At 61.0% G+C, this 26,225-nt stretch carries 30 protein-coding genes; 19 read left to right on the top strand and 11 right to left on the bottom strand.

Features of this window, described 5'->3' with window-relative positions; translation table 11 throughout:
* Positions 1-47 precede the first annotated feature (47 nt).
* Entirely contained in the window at positions 48-431 is a 384-nt protein-coding gene (locus ACR0LW_RS14105) for a phage holin family protein (protein ID WP_170624665.1), read from the top strand.
* Here the strand turns inward: ACR0LW_RS14105 and ACR0LW_RS14100 are convergent, their stop codons facing one another.
* Both ACR0LW_RS14100 and ACR0LW_RS14095 read right to left on the bottom strand, forming a co-directional pair.
* Positions 432-1,529 (bottom strand): cystathionine gamma-lyase, encoded by a 1,098-nt coding sequence (locus ACR0LW_RS14100; RefSeq protein ID WP_480883002.1) that lies wholly within the window; start codon positions 1,527-1,529, stop codon positions 432-434.
* A gap of 3 nt (positions 1,530-1,532) precedes the next feature.
* Positions 1,533-2,375: an LOG family protein gene (locus tag ACR0LW_RS14095; RefSeq protein WP_480883001.1), complete on the bottom strand. Its 843-nt coding sequence runs from the start codon at positions 2,373-2,375 to the stop codon at positions 1,533-1,535.
* Between the two features lie 79 nt (positions 2,376-2,454).
* Here ACR0LW_RS14095 and ACR0LW_RS14090 point away from each other — a divergent pair, with 79 nt between their 5' ends.
* The 3 genes from ACR0LW_RS14090 (at position 2,455) to dapD (ending at position 4,947) form a co-directional block, all read left to right on the top strand.
* On the top strand, positions 2,455-3,366 hold the full coding sequence (locus ACR0LW_RS14090; RefSeq protein WP_480883000.1) for a threonine/serine dehydratase: 912 nt from the start codon (positions 2,455-2,457) through the stop codon (positions 3,364-3,366).
* Between the two features lie 44 nt (positions 3,367-3,410).
* Positions 3,411-4,010, top strand: a complete 600-nt coding sequence (locus tag ACR0LW_RS14085; RefSeq protein ID WP_170634167.1) for a GntR family transcriptional regulator — start codon at positions 3,411-3,413, stop codon at positions 4,008-4,010.
* A 109-nt stretch (positions 4,011-4,119) separates the two neighbouring features.
* Positions 4,120-4,947 carry a 2,3,4,5-tetrahydropyridine-2,6-dicarboxylate N-succinyltransferase gene (gene dapD / locus ACR0LW_RS14080; RefSeq protein WP_170523757.1) on the top strand — a complete coding sequence of 276 codons (828 nt, stop codon included), beginning with the start codon at positions 4,120-4,122 and terminating at the stop codon, positions 4,945-4,947.
* Positions 4,948-5,008: 61 nt separating this feature from the next.
* Here dapD and ACR0LW_RS14075 read toward each other — a convergent pair whose 3' ends face one another.
* Positions 5,009-5,344 (bottom strand): cupin domain-containing protein, encoded by a 336-nt coding sequence (locus tag ACR0LW_RS14075; RefSeq protein ID WP_170455327.1) that lies wholly within the window; start codon positions 5,342-5,344, stop codon positions 5,009-5,011.
* A 115-nt stretch (positions 5,345-5,459) separates the two neighbouring features.
* Here ACR0LW_RS14075 and ACR0LW_RS14070 point away from each other — a divergent pair, with 115 nt between their 5' ends.
* Positions 5,460-5,804 (top strand): hypothetical protein, encoded by a 345-nt coding sequence (locus ACR0LW_RS14070; RefSeq protein WP_170455325.1) that lies wholly within the window; start codon positions 5,460-5,462, stop codon positions 5,802-5,804.
* A gap of 12 nt (positions 5,805-5,816) precedes the next feature.
* Here the strand turns inward: ACR0LW_RS14070 and ACR0LW_RS14065 are convergent, their stop codons facing one another.
* A complete protein-coding gene (locus tag ACR0LW_RS14065) occupies positions 5,817-6,875 on the bottom strand; it encodes a transporter substrate-binding domain-containing protein (RefSeq protein WP_170455322.1) in 1,059 nt (352 codons plus the stop codon).
* Positions 6,876-7,084: 209 nt separating this feature from the next.
* Between ACR0LW_RS14065 and dapE the strand changes: the two genes are divergently transcribed.
* The 3 genes from dapE to rnr are packed head-to-tail and all read left to right on the top strand — an operon-like array spanning position 7,085 to position 11,108.
* Positions 7,085-8,224 carry a succinyl-diaminopimelate desuccinylase gene (gene dapE, locus ACR0LW_RS14060; RefSeq protein WP_170455321.1) on the top strand — a complete coding sequence of 380 codons (1,140 nt, stop codon included), beginning with the start codon at positions 7,085-7,087 and terminating at the stop codon, positions 8,222-8,224.
* Between the two features lie 3 nt (positions 8,225-8,227).
* Positions 8,228-8,803, top strand: a complete 576-nt coding sequence (locus ACR0LW_RS14055; protein ID WP_170455319.1) for a TIGR04282 family arsenosugar biosynthesis glycosyltransferase — start codon at positions 8,228-8,230, stop codon at positions 8,801-8,803.
* Positions 8,804-8,849: 46 nt separating this feature from the next.
* Positions 8,850-11,108: a ribonuclease R gene (gene rnr / locus ACR0LW_RS14050; protein WP_480882999.1), complete on the top strand. Its 2,259-nt coding sequence runs from the start codon at positions 8,850-8,852 to the stop codon at positions 11,106-11,108.
* On the opposite strand, the gene ACR0LW_RS14045 is transcribed toward rnr, so the two are convergent.
* Positions 11,099-11,485 carry a DUF1801 domain-containing protein gene (locus tag ACR0LW_RS14045; RefSeq protein ID WP_480882998.1) on the bottom strand — a complete coding sequence of 129 codons (387 nt, stop codon included), beginning with the start codon at positions 11,483-11,485 and terminating at the stop codon, positions 11,099-11,101. The two genes, rnr and ACR0LW_RS14045, sit on opposite strands and share 10 nt — an antisense overlap.
* A complete protein-coding gene (locus tag ACR0LW_RS14040; protein ID WP_480882997.1) occupies positions 11,482-12,180 on the bottom strand; it encodes a glutathione S-transferase family protein in 699 nt (232 codons plus the stop codon). Before ACR0LW_RS14040 ends, ACR0LW_RS14045 begins: the two co-directional genes overlap by 4 nt.
* Before the next feature lie 83 nt (positions 12,181-12,263).
* On the opposite strand from ACR0LW_RS14040, the gene ACR0LW_RS14035 reads away from it, so the two are divergent.
* From ACR0LW_RS14035 to ACR0LW_RS14025, 3 genes are all read left to right on the top strand, one after another.
* Positions 12,264-12,977 (top strand): helix-turn-helix transcriptional regulator, encoded by a 714-nt coding sequence (locus ACR0LW_RS14035; RefSeq protein WP_480882996.1) that lies wholly within the window; start codon positions 12,264-12,266, stop codon positions 12,975-12,977.
* A 64-nt stretch (positions 12,978-13,041) separates the two neighbouring features.
* On the top strand, positions 13,042-14,358 hold the full coding sequence (locus tag ACR0LW_RS14030) for a lytic murein transglycosylase (protein ID WP_480882995.1): 1,317 nt from the start codon (positions 13,042-13,044) through the stop codon (positions 14,356-14,358).
* A gap of 60 nt (positions 14,359-14,418) precedes the next feature.
* A complete protein-coding gene (locus ACR0LW_RS14025; RefSeq protein ID WP_480882994.1) occupies positions 14,419-15,048 on the top strand; it encodes a LysE family translocator in 630 nt (209 codons plus the stop codon).
* 56 nt (positions 15,049-15,104) lie between these two features.
* Here ACR0LW_RS14025 and ACR0LW_RS14020 read toward each other — a convergent pair whose 3' ends face one another.
* A complete protein-coding gene (locus ACR0LW_RS14020; protein ID WP_480882993.1) occupies positions 15,105-16,502 on the bottom strand; it encodes an aspartate aminotransferase family protein in 1,398 nt (465 codons plus the stop codon).
* A gap of 72 nt (positions 16,503-16,574) precedes the next feature.
* Complete coding sequence (locus ACR0LW_RS14015) at positions 16,575-17,258, bottom strand: GntR family transcriptional regulator (RefSeq protein WP_480882992.1); 684 nt, start codon at positions 17,256-17,258, stop codon at positions 16,575-16,577.
* Positions 17,259-17,398: 140 nt separating this feature from the next.
* Here ACR0LW_RS14015 and ACR0LW_RS14010 point away from each other — a divergent pair, with 140 nt between their 5' ends.
* The 5 genes from ACR0LW_RS14010 (at position 17,399) to ACR0LW_RS13990 (ending at position 22,682) form a co-directional block, all read left to right on the top strand.
* Entirely contained in the window at positions 17,399-18,484 is a 1,086-nt protein-coding gene (locus ACR0LW_RS14010; RefSeq protein WP_170455303.1) for a polyamine ABC transporter substrate-binding protein, read from the top strand.
* A gap of 67 nt (positions 18,485-18,551) precedes the next feature.
* On the top strand, positions 18,552-19,679 hold the full coding sequence (locus tag ACR0LW_RS14005; protein ID WP_170634195.1) for an ABC transporter ATP-binding protein: 1,128 nt from the start codon (positions 18,552-18,554) through the stop codon (positions 19,677-19,679).
* Positions 19,679-20,569 (top strand): ABC transporter permease subunit, encoded by an 891-nt coding sequence (locus ACR0LW_RS14000; RefSeq protein ID WP_170624715.1) that lies wholly within the window; start codon positions 19,679-19,681, stop codon positions 20,567-20,569. The genes ACR0LW_RS14005 and ACR0LW_RS14000 overlap by 1 nt, the downstream gene beginning before the upstream one ends.
* On the top strand, positions 20,566-21,384 hold the full coding sequence (locus tag ACR0LW_RS13995) for an ABC transporter permease (protein WP_170737775.1): 819 nt from the start codon (positions 20,566-20,568) through the stop codon (positions 21,382-21,384). Before ACR0LW_RS14000 ends, ACR0LW_RS13995 begins: the two co-directional genes overlap by 4 nt.
* Complete coding sequence (locus tag ACR0LW_RS13990; RefSeq protein ID WP_170455295.1) at positions 21,381-22,682, top strand: NAD(P)/FAD-dependent oxidoreductase; 1,302 nt, start codon at positions 21,381-21,383, stop codon at positions 22,680-22,682. Before ACR0LW_RS13995 ends, ACR0LW_RS13990 begins: the two co-directional genes overlap by 4 nt.
* Before the next feature lie 7 nt (positions 22,683-22,689).
* Here ACR0LW_RS13990 and ACR0LW_RS13985 read toward each other — a convergent pair whose 3' ends face one another.
* Positions 22,690-23,493, bottom strand: coding sequence for a phosphotransferase family protein (locus ACR0LW_RS13985; RefSeq protein ID WP_480883022.1), 804 nt, complete (start codon positions 23,491-23,493; stop codon positions 22,690-22,692).
* Between ACR0LW_RS13985 and ACR0LW_RS13980 the strand changes: the two genes are divergently transcribed.
* Positions 23,485-23,640 carry a hypothetical protein gene (locus ACR0LW_RS13980; RefSeq protein WP_170455293.1) on the top strand — a complete coding sequence of 52 codons (156 nt, stop codon included), beginning with the start codon at positions 23,485-23,487 and terminating at the stop codon, positions 23,638-23,640. The two genes, ACR0LW_RS13985 and ACR0LW_RS13980, sit on opposite strands and share 9 nt — an antisense overlap.
* Here the strand turns inward: ACR0LW_RS13980 and ACR0LW_RS13975 are convergent.
* Both ACR0LW_RS13975 and ACR0LW_RS13970 read right to left on the bottom strand, forming a co-directional pair.
* Positions 23,615-24,277 (bottom strand): flagellar hook capping FlgD N-terminal domain-containing protein, encoded by a 663-nt coding sequence (locus ACR0LW_RS13975; protein WP_480586231.1) that lies wholly within the window; start codon positions 24,275-24,277, stop codon positions 23,615-23,617. The two genes, ACR0LW_RS13980 and ACR0LW_RS13975, sit on opposite strands and share 26 nt — an antisense overlap.
* Positions 24,278-24,279: 2 nt before the next feature.
* Complete coding sequence (locus ACR0LW_RS13970; RefSeq protein ID WP_480882991.1) at positions 24,280-25,497, bottom strand: flagellar hook-length control protein FliK; 1,218 nt, start codon at positions 25,495-25,497, stop codon at positions 24,280-24,282.
* Between the two features lie 112 nt (positions 25,498-25,609).
* Between ACR0LW_RS13970 and ACR0LW_RS13965 the strand changes: the two genes are divergently transcribed.
* Entirely contained in the window at positions 25,610-25,876 is a 267-nt protein-coding gene (locus ACR0LW_RS13965; RefSeq protein ID WP_170523802.1) for a rod-binding protein, read from the top strand.
* On the top strand, positions 25,866-26,225 hold the full coding sequence (locus tag ACR0LW_RS13960; RefSeq protein ID WP_170455284.1) for a flagellar biosynthesis protein FlgN: 360 nt from the start codon (positions 25,866-25,868) through the stop codon (positions 26,223-26,225). The genes ACR0LW_RS13965 and ACR0LW_RS13960 overlap by 11 nt, the downstream gene beginning before the upstream one ends.

Raw genomic sequence — 26,225 nt, 5'->3', positions numbered from 1 at the left:
CTGTTAACATCTGCATGTTTTAAATGTCGCTTGACGGAGGCCACCCCATGTCGCGCAGAATCAAATCCGCTCTGGCCCTGCTGGCCGGGAATGCTCTTGGGTTGTTGTTGGCTGTGCTGCTGCTGTCCGGGTTTTCGATCAAGCCGCTGTCGTTCATCGTTGTGGTGATCGTCTTCACCCTGGTTCAGGTGGTGGCCGAGCCGCTGATCCTGAAACTTGGGGAAAAGAAAGCGCCCGCGCTGAAAGGCGGGATCGCGCTGATCGTGACCTTCGTGGGCCTGCTGGTGACCGATTGGATCACGGCTGGGTTGACCATTGGCGGTATCTCGAACCTGCTGGCGGCGACGCTGCTGGTCTGGCTGGGCGCGCTGATCGGCAGTATCGTGCTGCCGATCTATGTGTTCAAAGAACTGCGCGAACCTAAAAAGTAATCACAGCGCGTTCAGGCTGGCCTCGATGGCTTGCCACAGCTCCTCGACTGGCTCGCAGCCAACAGAGAGGCGGATGAACGCTGGATCGACGTCATCGCCCCAGCGGGCGCGGCGCTCGGCCGAGCTGTGAACGCCTCCGAATGAGGTTGCGGGGCGCAGCAAGGGGCAGGTGTTGATGAAGGCTTCGGCCTGCGCTTCGCTGCCCAACGTCAGGGACAACAGGAACCCGAATCGCGCCGTTTGAGCCTGCGCCAAGGCGTGCGCGGGGTCGTCTGGCAGGCCCGGGTAGCGAACTTGTTTCACCTTCGGATGCCCCGCCAACCGCTCCGCCAGCAGCTGCGCCGAGTTGCACATCCGGTCAAAGCGCACATCCAGAGTTTCCAACCCGCGATGCAGCAGCCAAGCCTCATGCGGGCCGGGGATTGATCCGGAAACCTTCCGCCATTCCTCGACCCGTTCCATGATCTGAGTGTTGCGGCTGGCCACATGGCCCATCAGCATATCGGAATGCCCGCCCATCGCCTTGGTGTCGGATGACACAACCACGTCGATGCCCAGATCCAACGGGCGCTGGCCTAGCGGTGTCAGGGTTGTGTTGTCGGCGATGGTCACCCCACCGGCGGCGCGCACCTGTTCGGCAACCGCTTTCAGGTCGATCATGTCCAGACCGGGGTTCGAGGGGCTTTCGACAAACACCACATCGAACCCGGCAAAACCACCTTCGGCAAAAGCCGTCGTCGCGCGTTCTTCGACCTCAACACCGAGGCGTGAGAGGAACCGATCCGACAGCAGACGCGTGACGTAATAGCCGTCCGAAGGGATCAACAGCCGCGATCCGGCCTGAACGGTCGCAAACAGCGCCGCTGAGATCGCCGCCATGCCCGACGGAAAGCAGAGGCACGGCGCGTCTTCCAGATGCGACAGCATATGTTCCAATTGGACCCAAGTGGGGTTGTCGACGCGGCCATAGGTGGCCAGACCATCTGTCGGCCCCGGCAGGTGATACATGCTGCTTTGGGTCAGCGGCAGCGCCACCGGCTCGCCAGCGTTCAGGGCGTTGCCGCGCAGGTGCAGCATTTCTGAGATCTTCGGTGCCATGACTCAGCGCCCCGGAATTGCGTCGCGGGGTGGGGCGGGTTCCCAGTTCTCGATGATCTCGACCGCCTCTTGCGCGGTATCGACAAAGCGGAACAGATCCAGATCTTCGTCCGAGATGGTACCCGCATCCGCAAGCGCTTCCCAGTTGATCACCGTTTCCCAGAATTCGCGCCCGAATAGCAGGAAAGGCACGCGGTCCATCCGGCCGGTCTGGATCAGGGTCAGGGATTCGAACAACTCATCCATGGTGCCAAAGCCGCCGGGGAAGATGGTGATGGCGCGGGCGCGCATCAGGAAATGCATCTTGCGGATCGCGAAATAGTGGAAATTGAAGCTGAGCTCGGGCGTCACATACAGGTTCGGGGCCTGTTCATGCGGCAACACGATGTTCAGCCCGATGGAACAGCCGCCCGCATCCTGAGCGCCCCGGTTTCCGGCCTCCATCACGCCGGGGCCACCGCCGGTGACGATCACGTTCTCACGGCAGCCGGTCTCGTTCGATTTTTCGGTCATCAGTCGGGCAAATTCGCGCGCCTCGTCGTAATATTCGGACAGCCCGGCCAGCGTTTCCGTCCGTGCCGTGTGCTTCTGCGACGGTTCCGGAATACGCGCGCCGCCGAACATGACGATGGTCGAGGTGATCTGACGCTCGCTCATGATCATCTCGGGTTTCAGCAGCTCCAGCTGCAGGCGCACCGGGCGCAGTTCGTCCCGGCACAGGAATTCTTCGTCGGCGAAGGCAAGGCGATAGGCGGGTGAGCGCGTCTGCGGCGTATCCGGCACCTCGCTCGCGGTCGAGCGGTCGGTCTGCGCATCGCGGAACGGGCTGTGGCGGTCTTCTCTCATCGTTGATCGATCCCTGCTTGCGTGTTTGACAAACAGCTATAGGGTTCGCGGGCAGAGTGCCAGTCACGGAAAGACAAACATGGATTGGAAGAGCAAAATTCAGGCAGCAGCCGGTCGGATAGACGGGCACGCACAGGTGACCCCGGTGATACAGAGCCACATTCCCGGCTACCCGATTGAGATGAAGCTGGAGCATATGCAGCACACCGGCAGCTTCAAGGCGCGCGGGGCGTTCAACACGCTGCTCAGCACGGATGTGCCGCAGGCGGGCGTTGTGGCGGCTTCGGGCGGCAATCACGGGGCGGCGGCGGCGTATGCCGCGAGGGCGCTGGGCCATCCGGCCAAGATTTTCGTGCCGGAACTGGCCGGACCGTCCAAGATCGCCCTGATCGAACAGATCGGCGCGGATCTGAGCGTGGTGCCCGGTGAATACGCCAATGCCCTGACCATGGCGCAGGAGCATGAGGAACAGACCGGCGCGATGCAGATCCATGCCTATGACGCGCCGGCCACCGTGGCGGGGCAGGGGACGTGCTTTGCGGAATGGGACGCGCAAGGTTTGCAGGCTGATACCGTCCTGATCGCTGTTGGCGGCGGCGGCCTGATTGCCGGGGCGTTGGCGTGGTTTCAGGGTGCGCGCAAGGTCGTGGCGGTTGAGCCGGAAACCTCCTGCGCGTTGCATGTGGCGTTGAAAGCGGGTGAGCCGGTGGATGTTTCGGTTTCTGGGGTTGCAGCCAACGCGCTGGGTGCGCGGCGGATTGGATCGATCTGTTTTGATCTGGCGCAGGGGATGCCCTCGGTTCTGGTCTCGGATCAGGCGATTTCCGACGCACAACGCGCCTTGTGGCAGGCACATCGTATCCTTGTTGAACCCGCAGGGGCAGCGGCCTTGGCAGCCCTGATGTCGGGTGCGTATCAGCCGGAACCGGGGGAACGCGTGGCGGTTCTGGTTTGCGGTGGAAATATCGCCCCCGATCCGTTTGCGGCGTGAATTATCGGCTTGTGGGCAGGCGTTGACGATTTTATCGATAATCTATGAACGCCACGATTGCCGACACGATCTACGAAAACCTGCGCCAGCAGATCATCACCGGGGCCTTAAGCGCCGGTGAGAAATTGCGTCAGGACCATATCGCCAAATCCTTTGACACCAGCCACGTGCCGGTGCGCGAAGCGCTGCTGCGGCTTCAGGCGCACGGGCTGGCCCACAGCGAGCCCAGACGGGGGATGCGTGTCTCGGTTCTGGATCCCGCCGAGATACGCGAAGTGATCGAGATGCGCGTGGCGCTGGAACCGCTTGCCCTGCAGCAGGCGGCGCAGAACATGTCGCCCACGGATCTGGACCGGATTGAGGCGGCTCGTATTGCCTGCGACGACGCTGAAACCATGCCGGAATGGGAGGCGCGCAATCGCGCCTTTCACCGTGCAATCCTGACGCCCTGCGGTTTGCCGCGCCTGTTGCACACCATCGATGACCTGCACATCGCCAGCGCCCGGCACCTATTTGCCCATTGGCGCCCCAAATGGACGCGGCGTGTGGACAAGGACCACCTGTCCATCGTGCAGGCCCTGAAGCGCAAGGATACGGGCGCGGCAACGGCCATTCTGATCCGGCATATTCGCCGCGCAAGCTGAGGATAGCGCGGATTGGACGCAAAAAGACCCGCGTTCGTCGCATTGCGCCGTGGGTCCGGCTTGCGTATAGGCCACACCGACACGAACAGATTCTCTAGGGAGACGCCCAATGTCCAATGCGCAACTGGAAGCCGCCATCGAAGCCGCATGGGAGGCCCGCGATACCATCTCGCCCGCAACCACCGGCGAACAGCGCGAAGCCATCGAGGATACGCTGAACGCACTGGACAGCGGATCGCTGCGTGTGGCCGAAAAGCTGGAGAGCGGCGATTGGCATGTGAACCAATGGGCCAAGAAGGCGGTTCTGCTGGGCTTCCGCATCAAGGACATGGAAATCCAGTCGGGCGGCCCGCAGGCCGGTGGCTGGTGGGACAAGGTGGACAGCAAGTTCGCCGGTTGGGGTGAGGACCAGTGGAAGGCCGCTGGCTTCCGCGCCGTGCCGAACTGCGTGGTCCGCAAATCGGCCTATGTCGCGCCGGGCGTGGTGCTGATGCCGTCCTTCGTGAACCTGGGCGCTTACGTTGACGAGGGTACCATGGTTGACACCTGGGCCACCGTCGGGTCCTGCGCGCAGATCGGCAAGAACGTGCACCTGTCGGGCGGCGTTGGTATTGGCGGCGTGCTGGAACCGATGCAGGCCGGTCCGACCATCATCGAAGACAACTGCTTTATCGGCGCGCGGTCCGAGGTGGTCGAGGGCTGTATCGTCCGCGAAGGCTCGGTTCTGGGGATGGGTGTGTTCATCGGCAAATCCACCAAGATCGTGGACCGCGAAACCGGCGAGGTGACCTATGGCGAAGTGCCGCCCTACTCGGTTGTTGTGGCGGGTTCGATGCCGTCGAAGAACAACATCAGCCTGTATTGCGCAGTGATCGTGAAGCGGGTGGACGAAAAGACCCGCTCGAAAACCGGTATCAACGAGTTGCTGCGGGACTAAGGCATCTGCGGAAACGAACAAAGGGCTGTGGCGCGTGCCGCGGCCCTTTTTTGTTGCCTGCCTATCCCTTGATCGGATAGCGATCCGGTTCTTCAAACACATCAATGGCCCGCGTACCGGCCTTGATCTTGCCGCCATGTTCGACGCCCGAAGGGATCGAATAGCTGTCGCCGGGGCCGTATGTTCTGGTTTCGCCGCCGATGGTCAATTCAACCTCGCCCTCGATAATCGTGCCCCACTGCGCTTTGTGCGAATGTGCGGGCAGTTCAAAATCCTTAAGGAACGTGAAGAACGCCACCAGACCCGCATCAGACCGGATGACGGCGGTTTGCACCACGTCCTCGGGGAAGGGAATGTCGAGGCTTGGGAAGGCTGTAATAAAATCGGGATAGGGCATCAAAAGTCCTCTGCAATTGGCAACGGGCTGTGTTTTGGCACTATGGACGCTTGAAAGCCTGCACGCAATTCCCGGCTGCTTGACCGTAGGCGGGCGCGCGGCTATGGCCCGTTGCATGGAAAAGCAAAAGAAACCTTCGCGTCAGCAAGTCTATACCCTGTTGGTCCAAATCGGTCGCAAGGACGGCGACGGCTTGCCCGACGGGGCGACCGGGGCGGCCCTGATGTGCTTTGCCAGCGGCGTGGATGAAGCCGAGGCGGTGCGCGAAACCGTGGCGATCCTGAAACAGGCAGATACCGCGCCTCTGGATGTCACGGGCTATGGCACGCTGGCCGAGCGCGAGGCGCAGGGCCACGACATTGATCCGGACGAACGTGCCCTGATGCAGCGGGCGCTGGATGAGAATGCGGTGATCGTCGCGCAGATGACGCCGTTTTTCGAAGGTGACGCGCAGCCGTAAAGCGGACTTGCCCTAGTTCTGCATCCCGAACCAGTTGCGGTAAATCTCGTCATAGGTCCCGTCTTCGCGCAGGGCCAACAGCGCCTGGTTGACCTCTTCGACAAGGGGCGAACCGGTCGGGAAGGCAATGCCATAGTTCTCCCGCAGGAAGATGCCTCCGGTCATGCTGGCGATCCGACGACCTTCATGGGCGGCGAAGTAGGACAGGATGGGCGCGTCGAACACCACCGCGTCCAGATCTTCGGCCTTGAATGCTTCGAGCATTTGATCCAGCCCGGTGTAACCGGTGAATTCAATCTCGCGCCGGGTCAGGAAACTGGCGGCGGTCGAGCCCGTGATGGTGCCGACATTCTTGCCGTAGAGGTCATTGACCGAATTTACATTGCCGGTGATCGCGTCCACCGTCATGACGCTGGTGATCCGGGCGGTAAAGACCGACACGATGAACAGGGACGAGACGACCAGTACAACGCCCAGAATGCGGCCGAAGGGCGTGCGCGGCATCCGTTCCTCAAACCCGCCATTCACGACCAGATTCAGCGCCCACCAGAAGGATGGAAACCACGCCTCGTTCAGCTTTCGGTCGAAATAGGGCTGCGCGCGCCGCTCGAACCCCCACATCAGCATGCCGCCGCCCAGAAGGATGGCAAAGGCCAGGCCAATAGCAATGAACAGCTCGGTCGACAGCAGGGCCTGCAGCAGCGATGGCCTGCGCACCGCGTCCGAGGGCACCATGATCTGCAATCCGGCCTCAAAGATCGGCTGGCTGAAATCCATCTGGGTTTCGCGCATCGCGGTGATCGAGATATTGGCAATCGCCAGATCCGCAGACCCGTCCCGAACCGCGCCCAGCATGTCCGAAAAACCTTCGACCCGGGATACCGTGTAGTCCCAGTCCAGCGCCTCGGCCAGCGCCGCAAGCAGGTCCATCGAGAATCCGGTCTCGGCCTCGTCCTCCACATAGGAAAACGGCGGTCGGGTCACGGTTGTGACATTCAGCGTTTGTGCCAGGCTTTGCTGTGCGAGAACGGCGAAAGTCAGGCAGATCAGGGCGTAGAATGCGCGCTTCATGGTCAATTCACCTGTTTCGCGGCCCTGTAACGCGAATGTGTGCATGGCGGCAAGCACGTCCCGGGGTAAAGCACCATGATTTATTGGCGTCTCAGGTCGATACGTTGCGTGTTCGTCACTGTGAAAATTGCGGATTGGGGTTGGCAATCCGGCCAATTCGTTGAATCTGTGCACGAACCTGAGCGCACCACCACCAAAGAGGCCCTTAAATGACCGATCCAGTTCAATTGACGGCGGACCTGATCCGTTGCCCATCGGTCACACCTGCCGAAGGCGGTGCATTGGTCCTGTTACAGGGTCTTTTGTCGGATGCAGGGTTCGAATGCACCCGAGTGGATCGCGGTGGGATCAGCAACCTGTTCGCCCGTTGGGGGGCCAAAGGACATGCACGAACATTTGGATTCAACGGCCATACCGATGTGGTTCCCGTTGGCGACGACTCCGCCTGGACCAAACCACCTTTCGGGGCCGAGGTTCAGGGCGGGGTGATGTATGGGCGCGGCGCAACGGACATGAAATCTGGCGTTGCCGCCTTTGCTGCTGCCGCCGTGGATTTCGTACGCGACACGCCGCCGGATGGCGCGATCATCCTGACCATAACCGGCGATGAAGAGGCCGATGCGCTGGATGGCACCACCGCCCTGCTTGATCATATGGATCAGGTCGGCGAACGGATGAGCGTTTGTCTGGTCGGCGAACCCACCTGTCCGAACACAATGGGCGAGATGATGAAGATCGGGCGGCGCGGGTCGATGACCGCGTGGTTCACCGTGACGGGCGTACAGGGCCATTCCGCCTATCCGCACCGGGCGAAGAACCCTCTGCCCGCGATGGCGCGGCTGATGGACCGTCTGGCCAGTCATGAACTGGACCAAGGCAGTGACCATTTCGATGCCTCGACGCTGGCCGTGGTCACAATCGACACCGGCAACCCCGCAACAAATGTCATCCCGGCGCAATGCCGTGGCACCGTCAATATCCGCTTCAACGACCTGCATTCCGGCACGGGCCTGAGTGACTGGCTGAAAGCTGAGGCCGCGCGTGCGGCCGAAGAATATGGCGTTGAGGTTGAGACCAGAATCAAAATCTCGGGCGAAAGCTTTCTGACCCCGCCCGGTCCTTTGTCCGATCTGGTGGCGCAGGCGGTTGAGGCGGAGACGGGTGTGCAGCCTGAGATGTCGACGACCGGCGGCACCTCGGACGCGCGGTTCGTCAAGAACCACTGCCCGGTGGTCGAGTTCGGGCTGGTGGGCCGCACCATGCATCAGGTGGACGAATGCGTCGAGGTGGCCCAGATCGAACAGCTCAAGGCGATCTATACGCGCATTCTGACGGATTATTTTGCCTAAGCCATGCAGCGCACTCTGGTCATCATGGTCAAGGAGCCCCATCCGGGGCGCGTCAAGACGCGGCTGGGGCGCGATATCGGCATGGTCGGCGCGGCGTGGTGGTTCCGGCATCAGACACGGGCGCTGATCCGGCGGCTGCGGGACCCGCGCTGGCAGATCGTTCTGGCGGTGTCTCCGGATCGCGAGGGGCTGACCAGCCGCATCTGGCCCGCTGACCTGCCGCGTGCGGCGCAGGGGCGGGGTGATCTGGGTGACCGCATGGGGCGGATGCTGCGCGGGATGCCCAAAGGGCCGGTATGTCTGATAGGCGCGGATATTCCCGGTATCTCGCGTGGGCATATTGCGCGGGCGTTCGGGGCGCTGGGGCGCGCGCAGATGGTATTCGGTCCGGCCCCTGATGGCGGCTATTGGCTGGTCGGCGCGCAACGCTATGGGGCGCTGCCGCCGGGGCTGTTTCGCGACGTGCGCTGGTCCAGCGAGCACACATTGGCGGACACGCTGGCCTCGGTCCCCGGTTGCCGGGTGGCGCTGCTGGACCAGTTGCATGATGTGGATACGGTGGCCGATCTCGATCGCTGATGTTTTTGGTCATGACGCGGTCGCGTCCCCGTGCTAGGCCGGGATCATGACTCGCATCCCCACCAAGCAGGAGGTCCTGGACTGGATCTCGGCGAACCCCACCCTGACCTCGAAACGCGATATCGCAAAGGCCTTTGGCATCAAGGGCGCGGATCGGATCGACCTGAAACGCATCCTCAAGGAACTTGAGGCCGAGGGGCATCTGGAAAAGCGCAAGCGCAGCTATCGCGACCCGGATCGCCTGCCACCGGTCAGCGTGTTGCAGGTGAAGGCCCCCAATGCCGATGGCGACCTGTTTGCGCGCCCGCTGGAGTGGCATGGCGAGGGGGTCGAGCCCATCGTGCTACTGATCACCCGCGCCAGCGATCCGGCGCTGGGCGAAGGCGACCGCATTCTGGCCCGCCTGACCGTGGTGCATGAGGAAGACCACAATTACGAGGCCCGCCTGATCCGCCGCATCGGCACCAACCCGCGCAAGATCGTCGGCATCTTTCGGAAAGGGGCCGAGGGCGGGCGGATCGTGCCCATCGACAAGGCCGGTTCGACCGAATGGCTGGTGCCCGAAGGCGCGGTGCATGGGGCCAAGGATGGCGAATTGGTCGAGGCCGAACAGGCCGGACCCAAGAACCGCATGGGCCTGCCCCGTGCGCGGATCGTCGAGCGTCTGGGCGATCCTACCGCCCCCAAGGCAGTCTCGCTGATTGCGATCCATCAGCATGGTATCCCCGACGATTTCCCCGACAAGGTGATTGATGAGGCCGACAAGGCCAAACCCGCTGGCCTGAAGGGCCGCGAGGATCTGCGGGACATGCCGCTGCTGACCATCGACCCCTCGGACGCGCGGGATCATGACGACGCCTGCTATGCCCATGCCGATGACGACCCCAAGAACCCCGGCGGCCATGTGATCTGGGTCGCCATCGCGGATGTCGCCGCCTATGTGCAGCCCGGCACCGCGCTGGACCGCGAGGCGCGCAAGCGCGGCAATTCCAGCTATTTCCCCGACCGTGTGGTGCCGATGCTGCCGGATCGTCTGTCGGGCGATCTGTGTTCCTTGCACGAAGGCGTCCCGCGTGCCTGTATCGCCGTGCGGATGCAAATCGATGGCGAAGGCAACAAGATCGGCCACAGGTTCGTGCGCGGTCTGATGCGGTCGGCTGCGTCGCTGCATTACGCCGAGGTGCAGGAGGCCATTGACGGCACACCCAACGACCGCACCGGGCCGTTGCTGGAGACGGTACTGAAACCGCTCTATGCCGCCTATGCCGCGCTGAAAAAGGCGCGGGCGGTACGACAGCCGTTGGAGCTGGACCTGCCCGAACGCAAGATTGTCCTCTCCGACACCGGCGAGGTCACCAGCGTGGCGTTCCGCGACCGGCTGGATGCGCATAAGCTGATCGAGGAATTCATGATCCTCGCCAATGTCGCCGCCGCCGAAACCCTGATCGCCAAACGCCGCCCGCTGCTGTTCCGAGTGCATGAGGAACCTGCGCCCGAGAAGCTTGAAAGCCTGCGGGAAACGGCGCAGGCAGCCGGGTTGAATCTGGCGAAGGGTCAGGTGCTGCAAACCCGCCATCTGAACACGCTGCTGAATGCGGCTGCCGGGACCGAGGATGCGGAACTGATCAACCTCACCACCCTGCGATCCATGGCGCAGGCCTATTACAACCCCGAGAATTTCGGCCATTTCGGGCTGGCGCTGCGGAACTACGCGCATTTCACCTCACCCATTCGCCGCTATGCCGACCTGATCGTGCATCGCGCGCTGATCTCAGCCCATGGCTGGGGCACAGACGGGCTGACCGAGGATGAGATCGCTAGGCTCGACGAAACCGCCACCCATATCTCGGACACCGAGCGCCGCTCGATGATGGCGGAACGTGACACGACCGACCGTTATCTGGCCGCGTATCTCAGCGAACGTGTTGGCAATGAGTTCTCGGGCCGGATCAGCGGCATCGCCCGGTTCGGAGCCTTTGTGAAGATGGACGAAACCGGCGCGGATGGGCTGGTGCCCGTGCGTTCTCTGGGGCGTGAATTCTTCCATTTCGACCGCGAGGCCGGAACGCTGATGGGTTCAGACACAGGCTTGATCATCGCCATCGGCCAGCGTGTCACTGTGCGACTGACCGAGGCAACACCGGTGACCGGCGGGCTGGAACTGGAACTGCTGTCCATTGACGATCAGGCTCTGCCGCGCGGACGCGGGGCCAAGGGACGGCCCACGCGGCGCAAGGCGGTCAGCACCAAGCGCAAGAAGGACAAGATCAAGCGCAAGGTGGAACGCAAACGGCGTCAGAGGTGATAGGTTAAGGCCCGCGCGATCAGCCAGCCATGGCGGGTGGGATCGATCTGGCCCATATCGTCGAACAGCACGGCCCGGTTTCCGTCGATCCGATCTTCACCCGGAAAGGCGCTGGTGAAATTACCCATCAACCGGCTTTGGCAATGCACGAACAGGGCAAAGCACGCGGACTTATGCCCGCCCAGCCGAATGGTCGAGCCCTTGGGCGCCAGATACGCAGGCTGACCCCAGCGCAGCGCCTCTTGCAGCGGTTGCGCGCTGGGCAGGTCGCTGGCCGTCTCAAGGATCAGATTGCGCAAGGCAAACGCACCGGCGCGGGTCTCTGGTGGCAAGGCCGCGAAGGCTGCGGCGACGGCGGGGTCCTCGAACTGTGTCATGCCAGCGGTACTGCCTGTTCCATCCGATCCACATAGCTGTTGAGCAGGTTATCCTGTTTGATCCGACGGGTCAGGGGGGTATCGGCAGGGGTGGCACGCATCGCGGCCAGCATGGGCCCAACGCTCATGTCCGCCGCCGTCGGGTGTTCGCCCAACAGAAACGGCGATTGCCACAGATAGGCCGAGATCGCCTCAAGATCGCGCTCAACCCGGTCCAGACGTTCATTCTGGGAAAAGCGGCCGATGCCCTGGGTCCTGATCCCCTTCAGAACGGATTTGCGGATCGCGTTCGAGGCCGGTTTGCGGATCAGTGCCGGGATTCCGTCAAAGAACATCTCGCGCAGGATAGACCAGACCTGATCATTACCCCAGCGATCCAGAACGATGTGGAAATAAAGGTGCTCCTCAACCATTCGGATCAGCGCGCGGGACTGTGCCTTTTCCACATCCGTCAGGCCCTGATCGAAATCGGCGCCCTGATGTTCCAGCCATTCGCGGATCAGGTCGCTGTCGGGCACCAGCCGTTCAGGCGTGCGAAGGACGGGCAGTTTCTGGTGCGGCATCTTGCGGGGATCCAGCATGTCGGATCGCTGCCAGCTTTGGCCGGAGTGCTGCAGCATCAGCGCGGTTTTCACGCAGAACGGGCTGGCGCTGAACACGCCAAAGGCCGAGGGGAAGGTCAGTAGGGTCAGCATCAGGGGCTCCATCAGTGGGGATGATCGGACCCTAGTCTGTACTGATGACAGTTTCTGGCATTAGCGGTAGGGTAAGATACATCATGTCCCGTACCGCCCGCCTGTTCCAATTGATGCAAGCCCTGCGTTCTGGCCCGTCCCCGAAAACCTCGGTGCAATTGGCCGAAGATCTGGGCGTGTCGCCGCGCACAATCCACCGGGATATCGATGCGTTACGCGGCCTTGGGGCCGTGATCGACGGCGAGGCCGGGTTCGGATTCACCCTGATTGAAGACGCAACTCTACCGCCGCTTGGCTTCACCGATGACGAGCTTGAGGCCCTGGTTCTGGGCCTGCGCGAAGTGCAGGTGATCGGCGATCCGGCCTTGTCGGAGGCCGCCAGCGCCGCATTGCGCAAGTTGCAGGGCCGGTTGCCGCCCCGCCAGTCTCACAGGCTTAGCCACGCGGTGCTGGCTGCAACGCGCTTTGCCCGCCCGCCCGCGCCGACGATCGAGGTCGCCGAGCTGCGGCGTGCGACATGGGATGAGTGGACGATCGAGTTTGCCTATACCGATGCCAAGGGCGATGAAACCCGCAGGCGGGTCGATCCGCTGAGCATTGTCTATATGGACCGCTCGAATGTGTTGCTCAGCTGGTGCCACCTAAGGCAAGATTTCCGGGTCTTCCGGCTGGACCGTATCCGTGACATGTCCGTGACGGATCAAAGCTTTCGCCCCAATCGCGTGCCGATGCTGCGCGATGTGCTTGCGCACATCCGTGCCGAACGCCAAGCACAAGCGCGCGAGGACGAGCGCTGAGCGCTTTGAGAATACCTGATTTTGCGCTATCCTCGGGGTTGAGCAGTAATCAGGAAAAAACGGAATGCGTAAATGCGTAGGTGGCGTCATGACCGCCGCATTATGGGCATCCATCGTGCAGGCGTCAGCGACAGAACAGTCTCCAAGGCCCGAGTCTCGGCCATTGGAGGGCGAAATCCAATTGGCTTCGGCGGAGGTGACAACGTCAATTCGCCCGGTGCCCCGACCCTCGGCTGAGGTGGTGCGGGTGTCGGCGGCAGGGAACGCGCGGTTTCAGGCCTGGCTGGGGGCGTTTGAGGGCCGGGCGCGGGATCAGGGCATCTCGCAGACCACTCTGAACCGGGCCTTGGCGGGTTTGATATACGACAAGGACGTTATCCGACGCGACCGCAATCAGGCCGAGTTCAGCAAGCCGATCTGGGAGTATCTGGACAGCGCCGTTTCGGACACGCGTATTTCCAACGGACGCGCGGCGTTGGGGCGCCACGGCGCGGTGCTGGATCGGATCGAGGCGCAATATGGCGTCGAGAAAGAGGTCGTGACCGCGATCTGGGGGCTGGAGACGTCTTTCGGATCGTATCGCGGCAGCAATCAGACCATAAGGTCGCTTGCCACTCTGGCCTTTGATGCCCGCCGGGCGTCGTTCTTTGAGGCGCAGTTGATTGCCGCCTTGCAGATCGTTCAGGCCGGGGATGTCAGCGCCGGTCGGATGGTGGGCAGTTGGGCCGGGGCAATGGGGCATACGCAGTTCATGCCGACCTCGTATCTGGATCACGCCGTCGATTTCGATGGCGATGGGCGGCGTGATATCTGGTCGGACGATCCAACGGACGCGCTGGCCTCTGCCGCCGCCTATCTGGCACGACATGGCTGGACCAAAGGACAGCCCTGGGGGGTCGAGGTGCGACTGCCCGAAGGCTTCAACTATGCCACGGCCAAGCGGGACTATACCTTGATGCCGTCGGACTGGGCGGCCCGAGGTGTGGTTGGGCGCGATGGTAAACCCGTGCGCGACTACGGGCAGGCCGCAATCCTGCTGCCCGCCGGAGGGCAGGGCGTGGCGCTGATGATCTTCGACAATTTTCGCGTGATCGAGGCCTATAACGGCGCGGATGCCTATGTGATCGGGATCGGTCACCTGTCCGACCGTCTGGCCGGGTATGCTCCGTTTCGGGGTGACTGGCCCCGAGGGGATCGGATACTCAGTTTCACCGAAAAGAAAGAGCTGCAAACCCGCCTGACCAATGCGGGGTTCGACACGCAGGGCATCGACGGGCGCACCGGGCCGAACACGATCAATGCGGTTCGGGCCTATCAACTGGCGCAGGGGTTGCTGCCGGACGGGTATCCGACGTTGAAGTTGCTGGAACGGTTGAGGTGAATGCGCGCTGGCGTTTCAGGGAATTGGTGATAGCCTTCGCGAGATGCAGAAGGTGATCACATGACTATCGAAACCTGGACCATCTATGTCCTGACGGTGCTTGCATTGATGAGCACCCCGGGACCGAGCCAATTGCTGATGCTGTCAAATAGCGGCGCACATGGGTTCAAACGTGCGCTCTCAACGGCGGCAGGGGACCTGACCGCAAATGCGCTGCAGATGCTGGCCGCCGGTCTGGGCTTGGCCGCCATCGTTGCGGCCTCGGGCACTGCGCTGGCCGTCATCAAATGGGCGGGTGTTGCCTATCTTCTGTGGCTTGGGTTCATGATGATCCGTCGCGCCAAGCCGGACGATCCGCATCTGGATGAGGCCCGCCCCAAGGCATCCCTGAAAACCCTGTGGATGCAAGGCTTTCTGACCTCGGCGGCCAATCCGAAGGCGGTCGTGTTCTTTGCCGCTCTGTTTCCGCAATTCATCTCTGCCGACAGTGCCTTCTGGCCACAATTCCTGATCCTGAGCGCGACCTATATCGCGATGGATGGCGTGTTTCTGTCGGCCTACGGGTTCAGCGCAAGCTGGATTGCCAAGCGGTTCAAAGGAACCGCGCGTGTTTGGATCGAACGCACTGGCGGCGGCTTCATGATCGGCGCCGCCGTCCTGCTTGGCCTCAAATCCATCGCGCAGAAATAGCGGTTGCGCACGGCGATACCGGAGACGTTAGGTCGTCTCCGGCAAGTGTCAGAATGTCAGGACGCCGCCTTCATCAGCCCCTGCGCGATGATTTCTGCCTGAGCCTCATCCAGCGATTTGTAGATCCGCACAAACATCTCGTCGATATCCGCAGGGGTCAGGATCAGCGGCGGAGAGATGATCATTCGGTCGCCCACATGGCGCATGATCAAGTTATTGGCAAAGCAGCGGTCGCGGCAGATATAGCCCACGGTGCCCGGCGCCGACGCAAACTTGGCGCGGCTGGCCTTGTCCGGGGTCAGCGCGACCGAGGCCATCATGCCGACGATCTTGGCCTCACCCACCAGCGGGTGATCGGCCAGCGCCTCCCATTTCTGTTTCAGATAGGGCGCGGCCACGTCGCGGACATGCTCGACGATCTGTTCTTCTTCCAGAATACGCAGGTTTTCCAGCGCCACGGCAGCCGCGACCGGGTGGCCGGAATAGGTATAGCCGTGGTTGAATTCGGTCCCACCGATGACCTCGGCGATCTCGTCATTCACTATCGAGCCGCCGATGGGCGCGTAGCCCGAACTGAGACCCTTGGCGATGGTCATGATATGCGGCTTGATCCCAACGGTTTGCGAGCCGAACCAGTTGCCGGTGCGTCCAAAGCCGCAGATCACCTCATCCGCGATCAACAGGATATCGTATTTGTCACAAATCCGCTGAACCTCGGGCCAATAGCTGTCGGGTGCAACGATCACACCGCCCGCGCCTTGCACAGGTTCGGCGATGAAAGCGGCTACGCGATCTTCGCCCAGTTCCAGAATCGCCTCTTCCAGCTCGCGCGCACGGGCGAGGCCGAATTCTTCGGGTGACATGTCGCCACCTTCGGCCCACCAGTTCGGCTGGTTGATGTGATGGATGTTCGGGATCGGGATGCCGCCCTGCGCGTGCATCCCCGCCATGCCGCCCAGCGAGGCCGACCCCACGGACGAGCCATGATAGGCGTTGTGACGGCTGATGATGATGTTCTTGTCGGGCTGGCCTTTCTCGGCCCAGTAGGTGCGGACCAGACGGATATTGGTGTCATTGGCCTCGGACCCGCCGGCTGCGAAGAACACGTGGTTTAGATCGCCCGGAGCCAGTTCGGCAATTTTCGCCGCCAGCGCAATAGCGGGGACATGGGTCGTTTTGAAGAACGTGTTGTAATAGGGCAGTTCGTGCATCTGACGTGCGGCCACGTCTGCCAGTTCATCGCGGCCATAGCCGATGTTCACGCACCACAGACCGGCCATGGCATCCAGAATCTCTTCACCGTCGCTGTCGGTCAGATAAACACCTTTGGCGCGCGTGATCACCCGAGCCCCTTCCTGACCCAGCGCCCCATTGGCGGAAAACGGGTGGAGGTGGTGCGCCGCGTCCAGTGCCTGCAACTCGGCTGTGGGCATGTGATTGGTGATGGTGGACATCCTGAAACCTCCTGCAGCAGTTGGTACTCAGAATATGATCAAATTTTTTGCTGTCAATCGAATCGCTGTTGCCTAGGCGGTGGCCAGCGCGCCGATCATCAGCTCCATCCCTTGTTCGATGTCCTGCGCGGTGGCCAGGGCGGCTTTTTCTGCGTCTCCTTTGCGTAGGGCGGCAATGATGTCTTTATGCCTGTCCGGCAGGCTTTGCGTTCCGAAACGCCCACTGACAACCCGCAGCGATGGGCCGAAGCGAAGCCACAGCCGTTCGGCCAGTTCGCGCAGAATCGGGGCGTTGGCATGGGCATACAGCGCCTCGTGAAACGCGTAGTTCAATTGCAGGTATCCGCTGACATCGCCATCCGCGATCATACGATCAAGGCGCTGGTCCAACCGTTCCAGCGCGTCGATATCCGAAGGTTTCAGATTGGCTGTCGCCAGACGAGAAAGTTCTGATTCTATTGACTTTCTGGCAAAGATCATCTGCGCGATATCCGAGTCCGATACCAGCGGAACACTGACCCTGCGATTGCCCTGAAACACCAATGCCCCGTCCGAGATCAGACGACGGATCGCTTCGCGTACCGGCGTCATCCCGACCCCAAGCGAATCAGTCAGTCCCTGGATCGTTACGGGCTGACCCGGAACCAGATCGCCGAACAGGATCTGAGATTTGAGGGTCTGGTACACCTGCTCATGTACTGGGCTTTTTTTGCCGTCCATCTTTGTCGTAGATGCCTTATTTTTGATCAAATCCAAGTGGTTCATTCCAATTTGCAAGCCGACAGCTTGCCGGGTTTGAACCGTCATGAAAGCATACTGCGTGCGGCTGAAAAACGCAAAACTTGATCAAATCCAAAAAACCGGGAAAATATCGGGACACTTGCAGGGAGAAGAAAATGTCAATCAAAACGCTGACACTGACAGCGGTCATCGCGTTGGGGGTTTCGGCGGCCTTTGCCGACGAGGTGCGTGTCTACAACTGGTCCGACTATATCGATGAGGACCTTTTGAAGAAATTCGAGGAAGAAACAGGTCTGACGCTGATCTACGACGTGTTCGACAGCAACGAGGTTCTCGAAACCAAGATGCTGGCCGGTGGATCGGGCTATGATGTCGTGGTGCCGTCGGGCACGTTCCTTCAGCGCCAGATCCAAGCGGGCGCCTTTCAGGAACTGGACACAGCCAAGCTTTCGAATGCCGGAAACCTCTGGGATGTCATCCAGGACCGCACGTCGGGTTACGATCCGAACAACGCCCATTCCATCAACTACATGTGGGGGACGACTGGAATTGGCGTGAATGTCGGCAAGGTCAAAGAAGCCTTGGGTGACGATGTGGCGCTGAACAGCATGGATCTGGTTCTGAAACCAGAAAACATGGAAAAGCTTGCCTCATGCGGTGTGCATTTCCTGGATGCACCATCTGAAATGATACCGATGGCGTTGCAGTATCTGGGTGAAGACCCGGACAGCCACGATCCGGATGTGATCAAGAAGGTCGAAGGTGTTCTGACCGCGGTGCGCCCGCATATCCAGAAATTCCACAGCTCGGAATATATCAACGCGCTGGCAAACGGGGATATCTGCGTCGCCGTTGGTTGGTCGGGCGATATCCTTCAGGCGCGGGACCGCGCGGCCGAGGCGGATAACGGGGTCGAGATTGAATACCACCCGTTTGCCGAAGGCTCGTTGATGTGGTTCGACCAGATGGCCATTCCTGCGGATGCGCCGAACCCGGAAGGGGCGCATAAGTTCCTCGATTTCATCCTGGACGCCAATAACATGGCCGCCGCGTCGAACTATGTGTACTACGCCAACGGCAACAAGGCCTCGCAGGAATTTCTGGCCGAGGACGTGATCGGCGATCCGGCGATTTACCCGGATGAGGCCACGATGCAGAACCTCTACATCACGACGCCATACCCGTCGAAAACCCAGCGGGTCGTGACCCGTCTGTGGACCAAGATCAAGTCAGGCACCTGATCATTCAACACGGGGCGGGTGGACCGCCCCGTGTTCATTTTGTCCGTAGAGATCGACGGGGGCCGCTTTGAACACCGAAGTCTTTGCGCCGTGGGATGACCCACAGGCGAAACCACTTATCCAGTTCCAGAATGTGACCAAAAGGTTCGGCGGTTTTACCGCCATCGACAACCTGTCGCTGGACATTTTCGAACGGGAATTCTTTGCTCTGCTCGGCCCGTCCGGTTGCGGCAAGACCACGATGATGCGGATGCTGGCAGGGTTCGAGACCCCGACCGAAGGGCATATCATGCTGGGCGGTCAGGACATTGACCCGATCCCGCCGAACAAGCGGGCGGTGAACATGATGTTCCAGTCCTATGCCCTGTTCCCGCATCTCAGCATCTGGGACAACATCGCCTTTGGTCTGCGCCGGGACAACATGCCCAAGCATGATCTTGAAGACCGGGTCGAGGAAATGCTACGCCTGACCCGGCTGGAGCAATTTGCCCGCCGCAAGCCGCATCAGATCTCGGGTGGGCAACGGCAAAGGGTGGCGTTGGCGCGGTCACTGGCCAAGGCGCCAAGGTTGCTTTTGCTGGATGAACCGCTGGGCGCGCTGGACAAGAAACTGCGGCAGGACACGCAGTTCGAACTGATGGACATTCAGGAAAAAACCGGCACGACCTTTGTGATCGTCACCCACGATCAGGAAGAGGCGATGACCGTTGCCAGCCGCGTTGCCGTAATGGATCAGGGCAGGCTGATGCAGGTCGCCACGCCGGATCGCATCTATGAGACCCCGAATTCGGTCTACGTCGCAGACTTCATTGGCGATGTGAACATTATCGAAGGCCGCGCGACATCAAACGGTCAGGATACCTATCAGATCGACTGGGCCGAGGGGCAGGCCCCGCTGACCGCAACCTCGGACGCCGGGTTCTCGAATGGCCAATCCTGCCATCTGGCAATCCGGCCCGAGAAGGTGACAATTTCCGCCGACCGCCCAACAGACGCAATCAATGCCATTCAGGGCAAGGTGCATGACATCGCCTATCTGGGCAATCTGTCCACCTATCACGTCGAACTGGCAAACGGCACGATCATCAAGGCGCAATCCGCCAATACCCGTCGCATCTCGCGCCGGTCGTTCACGTGGGAAGACCCGGTCTGGCTGTCCTGGACAGCAACGGCTGCGGTTCTGCTGGCGAACTGATGCGCCGCGCCCTGCTGATTGCCGTTCCCTATGTCTGGCTGCTGGCGCTGTTCATGGTGCCGTTCTTCATCGTACTGAAGATCTCTCTGTCCGACACTGAACTGGCGATCCCGCCCTATACGCCGACGCTGGACCTTTCGCAGGGATGGGCCGGGATCAAGGACTTCTTCAGCCAGCTGGATTTCGAAAACTTCGTCTGGCTGACCGAGGATGACCTGTATTGGAAGGCTTACCTATCCAGCGTCAAAATCGCCCTAATCTCGACCTTTTTCACATTGCTGGTGGGCTATCCGATCGCCTATGGCATGGCGCGCGCGCCCGAGGAATGGCGGCCGACGCTGATGATGCTGGTGATCCTGCCGTTCTGGACCTCGTTCCTGATCCGCGTCTATGCGTGGATGGGCATTCTGTCGAACGAAGGATACCTGAACCAACTGCTGCTCTGGACGGGCATCATCTCGACCCCCTTGACGATCCTGAACACCAACACGGCGGTCTATATCGGCATCGTCTACACCTATCTGCCCTTCATGATCCTGCCGATTTATTCCGCACTGGAACGGATGGACGAATCCCTGATCGAAGCTGCCGAGGATTTGGGCTGTTCGCGGCTGCAAGCCTTCTGGCTGGTGACCATCCCGCTGTCGCGTCCCGGCATAATCGCGGGCTGCTTCCTTGTGATGATCCCTGTAATTGGTGAGTTCGTGATCCCGTCCCTGCTGGGCGGCTCGGGCACGCTGATGATCGGTAAGGTTCTGTGGGAAGAGTTCTTCTCGAACCGCGACTGGCCCGTCGCCAGTGCCGTTGCTGTTGTCCTGCTGTTGATCCTGGTGATCCCGATTGTGCTGTTCCAGCGTAACCAGCAAAAACAGACGGAGGCCGAACAATGAGCAGGTTAAGCTGGTTCAACACGGTCTCGCTGACGCTGGGGTTCGCCTTCTTGTATATCCCGATGCTGATCCTGATCATCTACAGCTTCAATGAAAGCAAGCTGGTCACAGTCTGGGCGGGTTTCTCGACCAAGTGGTATGGAGAGCTGTTCCAGAACGAACAGATCCTGGATGCCGCATGGGTGACGTTGCGCGTGGCCGTGCTCTCATCAACGATCGCCACCATTTTGGGCACTGCTGCCGCCTATGTGTTGGTACGCGGAGGGCGTTTCTTTGGCCGTACCCTGTTTTCGGGCATGATCTATGCGCCGCTGGTGATGCCCGAAGTCATCACCGGATTGTCGCTGCTGTTGCTGTTCATCGGCATCGGATTGGATCGGGGCATCCTGACCATTGTGTTGGCGCACACGACGTTCTCGATGTGCTTTGTGTCCGTTGTCGTCTCGTCGCGGCTTGTGACGTTCGATCAGTCGCTGGAAGAGGCCGCGCTAGATCTTGGTTGCTCTCCGGCGCAAGCGTTTCGTCTGGTGACCCTGCCGATTATTGCGCCTGCCGTGATCTCGGGCTGGTTGCTGGCCTTCACCCTGTCGCTGGACGATCTGGTGATCGCGTCCTTTACCTCGGGCCCGTCGGCCACGACCTTGCCGATGCGGATATTCTCGGCCGTGCGTCTGGGGGTCAGCCCTGAAATCAACGCGCTGTCGACTATCATGATCGCGGTTGTCACCCTTGGCGTGATCACCGCCTCGTTGGTGACAAAACGCGCGATGATGCGGCAGCGACAAGATGAAATGGCCGCTGCCCGAACGGAATGAGGCGCATTTTCCCCGACTATACCTACGGTCCCGGCCCGCGCGCGGGGTGTTGGTGGGATGAAACCTGCCCCAGCCCCGATTGGCCGGTGCAGAAAGGTGATCAGAGCGTCGATGTCGCCATAATTGGCGGAGGTTTCACCGGCGTCTCTGCCGCGCTGTATCTGGCAGACGGCGGGGCCTCGGTCGCGGTGTTCGAGGCGGAAACCCCCGGCTGGGGCGCCTCGGGTCGCAACGGCGGGTTTTGCTGTCTGGGCGGCTCAAAGCTGAACCACGGGACCATGGTGCGCCGGTTCGGCGAACACGAGGCGGACGCCTACGGGCAGGCAGAACAGGATGCGGTCCAGCTGGTTGCCGGGTTGCTGAACAAGCATGAGATCGATGCCGACACACATTCCGCAGGCGAAACCCAACTGGCGCATACCAAGCGCGCAATGACCCGTCTGCGTCGGCATGCAGACAAGAACGGCACCCTGCACGAGGCCAACGACCTGCCCGCGTTGGGGCTGAACGGCCCGTTTCACGGTGGCTACACGACTCCCGCCGGCTTTGGCCTGAACCCGCGCAAATATCTGTTTGGCCTCGCGCAGGCTGCGCAGGATCTGGGGGTGCAGCTTTATCAGAAAAGCCCGGTTCAGCGCGTCCAGAAATCCGGGCCGGGGTTTCGGCTGACCACCCCCAAAGGCTGTGTACAGGCCGACACGATCCTGATCTGCACCAATGGCTATTCAAGCGAGGATGTGCCGGACTGGTTGTCTGGCCGGTATCTACCGGCGCAATCCACCGTTCTGGTCACACGCCCCCTGACCGAGGCAGAGAAGATGGCGCAGGGCTGGACCTCGGATCAGATGTGCTATGACACGCGGCATTTGCTGCACTATTTCCGATTGATGCCCGACGGGCGATTCCTTTTCGGGATGCGCGGTGGCCTGCGATCCTCGGACCGGGCCGAGGCTGCAATTCGTCACAAGGTGCAAAGGGATTTCAGGCGAATGTTCCCTGCCTGGGCCGGGATCGAGATCACGCATATCTGGTCGGGCATGGTGTGCCTGTCCCACGGTTTGGTGCCTTATGCGGGCCCGGTGCCCCGGCAACCCGGCCTGTTCGCGGGTTTTGCGTTTCATGGCAACGGCGTTGCAATGGGCACCTATTGTGGTCGGGCCTTGGCGCGATTGGCTCTGGGACAAGATGCCGGGCTGCCCGGTCCGATGACACAGCCTCCGCAGCGATTTCCCCTTGGCAGGTGGCGACGCGCGGTTCTGCCGCCTGCTTATGCGGCCATGTCGATCGCGGATTGGTGAGTTCGGATCAGCGCAGTGCCTCGATCTCAAGTTCCAAACCGTGCCGGTAATCCGGTGCACCGTTTTCCATCCGCCACAGACAATACGCCGCCATGCGCCAGGCGAACCATGGGTGCAACTGTCTGTACCGGGCCGTAATCGCCTTATCCCGATAAGCTGTCAGGAACCGTTCTGTCTGATCGGTCGCCAAAGGCGCCCCCCGGTATAGTTTCTGCATCGCCGGGGACAGGAACATCGCCAAATCCTCACAAGGATCCCCCAACGCAGGACATTGCCAGTCGATCAGGGTCAAGCCGGTATCTGCCACCAGAATGTTGCCCGGCACAGGATCGCCATGGATCAGGCAAACATCAGAAATCGGTTCGACCGCGTGTGAGGGCCGCAAGTCCAGCAGCGTCTGACGGGTTTGGGACGAACACCGATCAAGGATTCTTAGCCCGTGCTGTTCCAGATCCGCGCTGCCATTGCACCCTTCTGGTGCCGGAACCGGAAATTGCTGCCGGTGCAAATCCCAAAGCAGCTCGGCCACCGGCTCGGGCTCCTTGTCCCAGGGTGATCCGCGCGCGTGGTCGTAGAACACCCAGCGGTCCTGCTGGTGCCGCCCTGCGGCGCGCAGCCGAGGCACAAATCCGGTGGGTTCCAGCGCTTTCAGGCAGCGGGCTTCCAGTTCGGCATCGTTGCCAAACAGAGGGTTGCGCAGGGATGAGCTATAGAGTTTCAAAACCCTGTCGCAATCGCCGCCAAGCACCTTCCAGACCTGATTGGTCCGCCCGCCATATAGGGTCTCGAAACGCGCACCTTCATGAACCAGCGCTTTGTCGATCAGCTGCTGGACAAGGTCGGGCGGAGGTTTGGGCAGGTCGGGCAGGGCGTTAACCAGTTCTTCAAGCGAGTCGCGAATGGCCTAGCTTTGGCCCGCCCGGCCCGTCAGTTCAAGCGCCCGCGCGCACGGCTGTGACCTGATCGGTGGGAACAACCTGCCCGCTTTCAAGGGTCAGCAGGATCGACGCGTCTCCGATCTGGGCTTCTACCACCCGGCTGTATGAGGCGGCGGGCGTGTCCGACAACCGGTCACCATCCTGAAAACTGCGGAGCGTGGCCGTGTAGGTTCCGGGGGGCAGCGGATTGCCGTCGGCGTCGGTACCAGCCCAGATAAACTCGGTCTGATCCAGCGGCACATCTGTCCGGCTGACAACCGCGCCTTGTTCGTCCCGGATGATCATCGTCGCTTTGTCCGCCGCATCATCGGGCTGGGCGAACAAGGTCACGGGCGCGTTTTCAAACCGGAATCCCGCGGTCGAGCGCACGTCCATTCCAACCCAATTCGCCAGTTCGCCAAGGTTCAGACCCCCCATGCTGGCTGTCAGCGAGGACAGCAGATCATTGGTCTGCACCTGCTGCTCAACCATCGAAAACTGCGCAAGCTGCGAGGCGTATTCGGTGGAATCCATCGGCTCCAACGGGTCCTGATTCTGGGCCTGTGTGGTCATCATCAGCAGAAAGGTTTCGAAATCGGATGCAATGGCCGAGCTTTGAGTGCTGGCTGCCGTCTGAGTCTGGCTTGTGCTTTGCGCAAGCTGGGTTGGGTTTATCATTGTCATAACCTCATATCGATGCCCCTGCCCGGGGCCGATTTCTGTGGAATTGCATTTGTATGGACCGCCGCTTCTTCGGATGGCATCTCGACAAAGCCAGAGGTGTTGGGATCGCGCGCGTCCTGCCGAAGGTCCGAAGACGTGCCCAGATCGACGGACAGATCGCCATAGCCAAGCTTCTGGAACTCGGCGTTCAACACGGCAATATGTCGGCGCATCAGGTCCAGCGTTTCAGGACGCTCGGCGGCAATCGTGACATAAAACCCGTCATCGCGGCCATTCAGTACGATTGAAACCCGCCCCAATTCTTCGGGGTTCAGTGCAATCTCGATCGCGCCTGACCCGGGCCGCGCCTGCACCGCCGCGGCCATTTGTCCGGTAATGGCCCGTGCGACCTCGGCACGCGCCGTCTGTGCGGGCGCGCTGAGTGACGGGGCCGATTCACGCGAAGATTGCAACACCGGCTCATCGGCCATAACAGGCAGAGCCTCTGGTTTCTCGACAGGTCCCGGTTTTTCAACCTCACGAGGGGTGGCCGTCGCCAGAATCTGCATCTGAGCGGTGCTGGGAGGTCGATCCATTGGCACCTGCGACTGCGGTGATTTTGGCAGGTCGCTCGCGATCTTTGGGGCATCCCGATGCATTGTCACCTGCCCTTTGGATGACAGCTCCGGCCCGTTTGTTGAACGTGCCGCGAAAGCCGATTCGACGGGCGTTCCAATGTTCACCTGCGTGGCTGCAGGCGACGCATTGGGCGGGGCGTTGTTTCGCGTGTCCGGCTGCGGCACGGCTGCTTGTACGTCTTTGGGCGGGGCGGGGTCATGCAGGATCGTTGCTTGTGCCGCCGGGCCAGCTTCCAAAGTTTGCGGCACCGTCTGTGTGCCAATCGTCACTTGTGTTTGCACTGTTTTCCCCGTGGGCGGCGCCTGTTCAATGGCACGTTCGCCAACCGGCACCGGCTTGACCTCGCCCACAGCGAGCGTGGGGGCAGGAGGCTCGGCTTCGATATCGGGCCCGTCGGCGGCAATCTTGGCTTCGGGTAAATCAACCCCTTCTTCTGTCACCTCGGGTATGGGATCTTGTTTCGGCGCAGAGTCCTGCTGATCCAGAATATCCTGAAACTGCGCCGTCTTTTTTGACGCATCCGATTCGTGCGTCGCAGCCTCGGGTTTGGCAGTCGATGTGGGCGCGTTTGTCGCCAGTGTCAGCGGGTTGGGCATTTTGCTCCGGCTCCGTCTTGTGTGACCTGAAATCTGCCCTCAGGAAGTTACATTTATTTTAACCGCTTTCCTCTTTGATCGAGAAAGTTCGATGCAATTTTCGGAGAAAGCAATGAAGGTTTCGGCCCTCCCCCCACCGGTTCCAACCACGGATAAGCTCAGGTCTGCAGCCGTTGAGCTTGAGGCCGCATTCCTGGCGGAGATGTTGAAATCCGCCGGTCTGGGGGAATCGCGCGACTCGTTCGGCGGCGGGGCCGGAGAGGATCAGTTCTCGTCCTTTCTGGTTCAGCATCAAGCACGACAACTGGCCCAGTCCGGCGGCGTCGGGCTGTCGGAACTTTTACTCAAATCAATGATGGAGCGCAGCAATGACAGCTGATTCCGATACGATTCTGATAAGGTCGCTGGAAGAGATTCTGGATCTTGAACGCGCAGCATTGGTTGACGGTGATCTGGATCGCCTGACCCTGATGGTGCCGGAAAAAGAAAAGCTGATCGGTGCGATCAACGATCTTCAGGTTCGCGACAGCGCCGAGTTGATTCGCGTTCAGCAAAAGGTCGAACGCAATCAGGCCCTGCTGAACAGCGCAGCAGACGGCATCCGCGCCGTGGCCGCCCGAATGGCCGAACTGCGCCGGGTACGCCAGGAATTCAGCACCTATGGCGCAGATGGCCAGCGCAACGGGTACAAGGTGCGAAGCCATGCAAAGCTGGAAAAACGGGCATAG

The sequence above is a fragment of the Ruegeria sp. N4 genome (assembly GCF_056531425.1).
Note: the sequence above shows the minus strand (reverse complement) of the source record. Positions and strands in the feature narration are given on the sequence as shown.

Excerpts from the sequence above, each read along its gene's own strand:
- ACR0LW_RS14105 (WP_170624665.1), top strand. The coding sequence starts at position 48 with ATGTCGCGCAGAATCAAATCCGCTCTGGCCCTGCTGGCCGGGAATGCT.
- ACR0LW_RS14100 (WP_480883002.1), bottom strand. The coding sequence starts at position 1,529 with ATGGCACCGAAGATCTCAGAAATGCTGCACCTGCGCGGCAACGCCCTG.
- ACR0LW_RS14095 (WP_480883001.1), bottom strand. The coding sequence starts at position 2,375 with ATGAGAGAAGACCGCCACAGCCCGTTCCGCGATGCGCAGACCGACCGC.
- ACR0LW_RS14090 (WP_480883000.1), top strand. The coding sequence starts at position 2,455 with ATGGATTGGAAGAGCAAAATTCAGGCAGCAGCCGGTCGGATAGACGGG.
- ACR0LW_RS14085 (WP_170634167.1), top strand. The coding sequence starts at position 3,411 with ATGAACGCCACGATTGCCGACACGATCTACGAAAACCTGCGCCAGCAG.
- dapD (WP_170523757.1), top strand. The coding sequence starts at position 4,120 with ATGTCCAATGCGCAACTGGAAGCCGCCATCGAAGCCGCATGGGAGGCC.
- ACR0LW_RS14075 (WP_170455327.1), bottom strand. The coding sequence starts at position 5,344 with ATGCCCTATCCCGATTTTATTACAGCCTTCCCAAGCCTCGACATTCCC.
- ACR0LW_RS14070 (WP_170455325.1), top strand. The coding sequence starts at position 5,460 with ATGGAAAAGCAAAAGAAACCTTCGCGTCAGCAAGTCTATACCCTGTTG.
- ACR0LW_RS14065 (WP_170455322.1), bottom strand. The coding sequence starts at position 6,875 with ATGAAGCGCGCATTCTACGCCCTGATCTGCCTGACTTTCGCCGTTCTC.
- dapE (WP_170455321.1), top strand. The coding sequence starts at position 7,085 with ATGACCGATCCAGTTCAATTGACGGCGGACCTGATCCGTTGCCCATCG.
- ACR0LW_RS14055 (WP_170455319.1), top strand. The coding sequence starts at position 8,228 with ATGCAGCGCACTCTGGTCATCATGGTCAAGGAGCCCCATCCGGGGCGC.
- rnr (WP_480882999.1), top strand. The coding sequence starts at position 8,850 with ATGACTCGCATCCCCACCAAGCAGGAGGTCCTGGACTGGATCTCGGCG.
- ACR0LW_RS14045 (WP_480882998.1), bottom strand. The coding sequence starts at position 11,485 with ATGACACAGTTCGAGGACCCCGCCGTCGCCGCAGCCTTCGCGGCCTTG.
- ACR0LW_RS14040 (WP_480882997.1), bottom strand. The coding sequence starts at position 12,180 with ATGCTGACCCTACTGACCTTCCCCTCGGCCTTTGGCGTGTTCAGCGCC.
- ACR0LW_RS14035 (WP_480882996.1), top strand. The coding sequence starts at position 12,264 with ATGTCCCGTACCGCCCGCCTGTTCCAATTGATGCAAGCCCTGCGTTCT.
- ACR0LW_RS14030 (WP_480882995.1), top strand. The coding sequence starts at position 13,042 with ATGCGTAAATGCGTAGGTGGCGTCATGACCGCCGCATTATGGGCATCC.
- ACR0LW_RS14025 (WP_480882994.1), top strand. The coding sequence starts at position 14,419 with ATGACTATCGAAACCTGGACCATCTATGTCCTGACGGTGCTTGCATTG.
- ACR0LW_RS14020 (WP_480882993.1), bottom strand. The coding sequence starts at position 16,502 with ATGTCCACCATCACCAATCACATGCCCACAGCCGAGTTGCAGGCACTG.
- ACR0LW_RS14010 (WP_170455303.1), top strand. The coding sequence starts at position 17,399 with ATGTCAATCAAAACGCTGACACTGACAGCGGTCATCGCGTTGGGGGTT.
- ACR0LW_RS14000 (WP_170624715.1), top strand. The coding sequence starts at position 19,679 with ATGCGCCGCGCCCTGCTGATTGCCGTTCCCTATGTCTGGCTGCTGGCG.
- ACR0LW_RS13995 (WP_170737775.1), top strand. The coding sequence starts at position 20,566 with ATGAGCAGGTTAAGCTGGTTCAACACGGTCTCGCTGACGCTGGGGTTC.
- ACR0LW_RS13990 (WP_170455295.1), top strand. The coding sequence starts at position 21,381 with ATGAGGCGCATTTTCCCCGACTATACCTACGGTCCCGGCCCGCGCGCG.
- ACR0LW_RS13980 (WP_170455293.1), top strand. The coding sequence starts at position 23,485 with ATGAACCAGCGCTTTGTCGATCAGCTGCTGGACAAGGTCGGGCGGAGG.
- ACR0LW_RS13975 (WP_480586231.1), bottom strand. The coding sequence starts at position 24,277 with ATGATAAACCCAACCCAGCTTGCGCAAAGCACAAGCCAGACTCAGACG.
- ACR0LW_RS13970 (WP_480882991.1), bottom strand. The coding sequence starts at position 25,497 with ATGCCCAACCCGCTGACACTGGCGACAAACGCGCCCACATCGACTGCC.
- ACR0LW_RS13965 (WP_170523802.1), top strand. The coding sequence starts at position 25,610 with ATGAAGGTTTCGGCCCTCCCCCCACCGGTTCCAACCACGGATAAGCTC.
- ACR0LW_RS13960 (WP_170455284.1), top strand. The coding sequence starts at position 25,866 with ATGACAGCTGATTCCGATACGATTCTGATAAGGTCGCTGGAAGAGATT.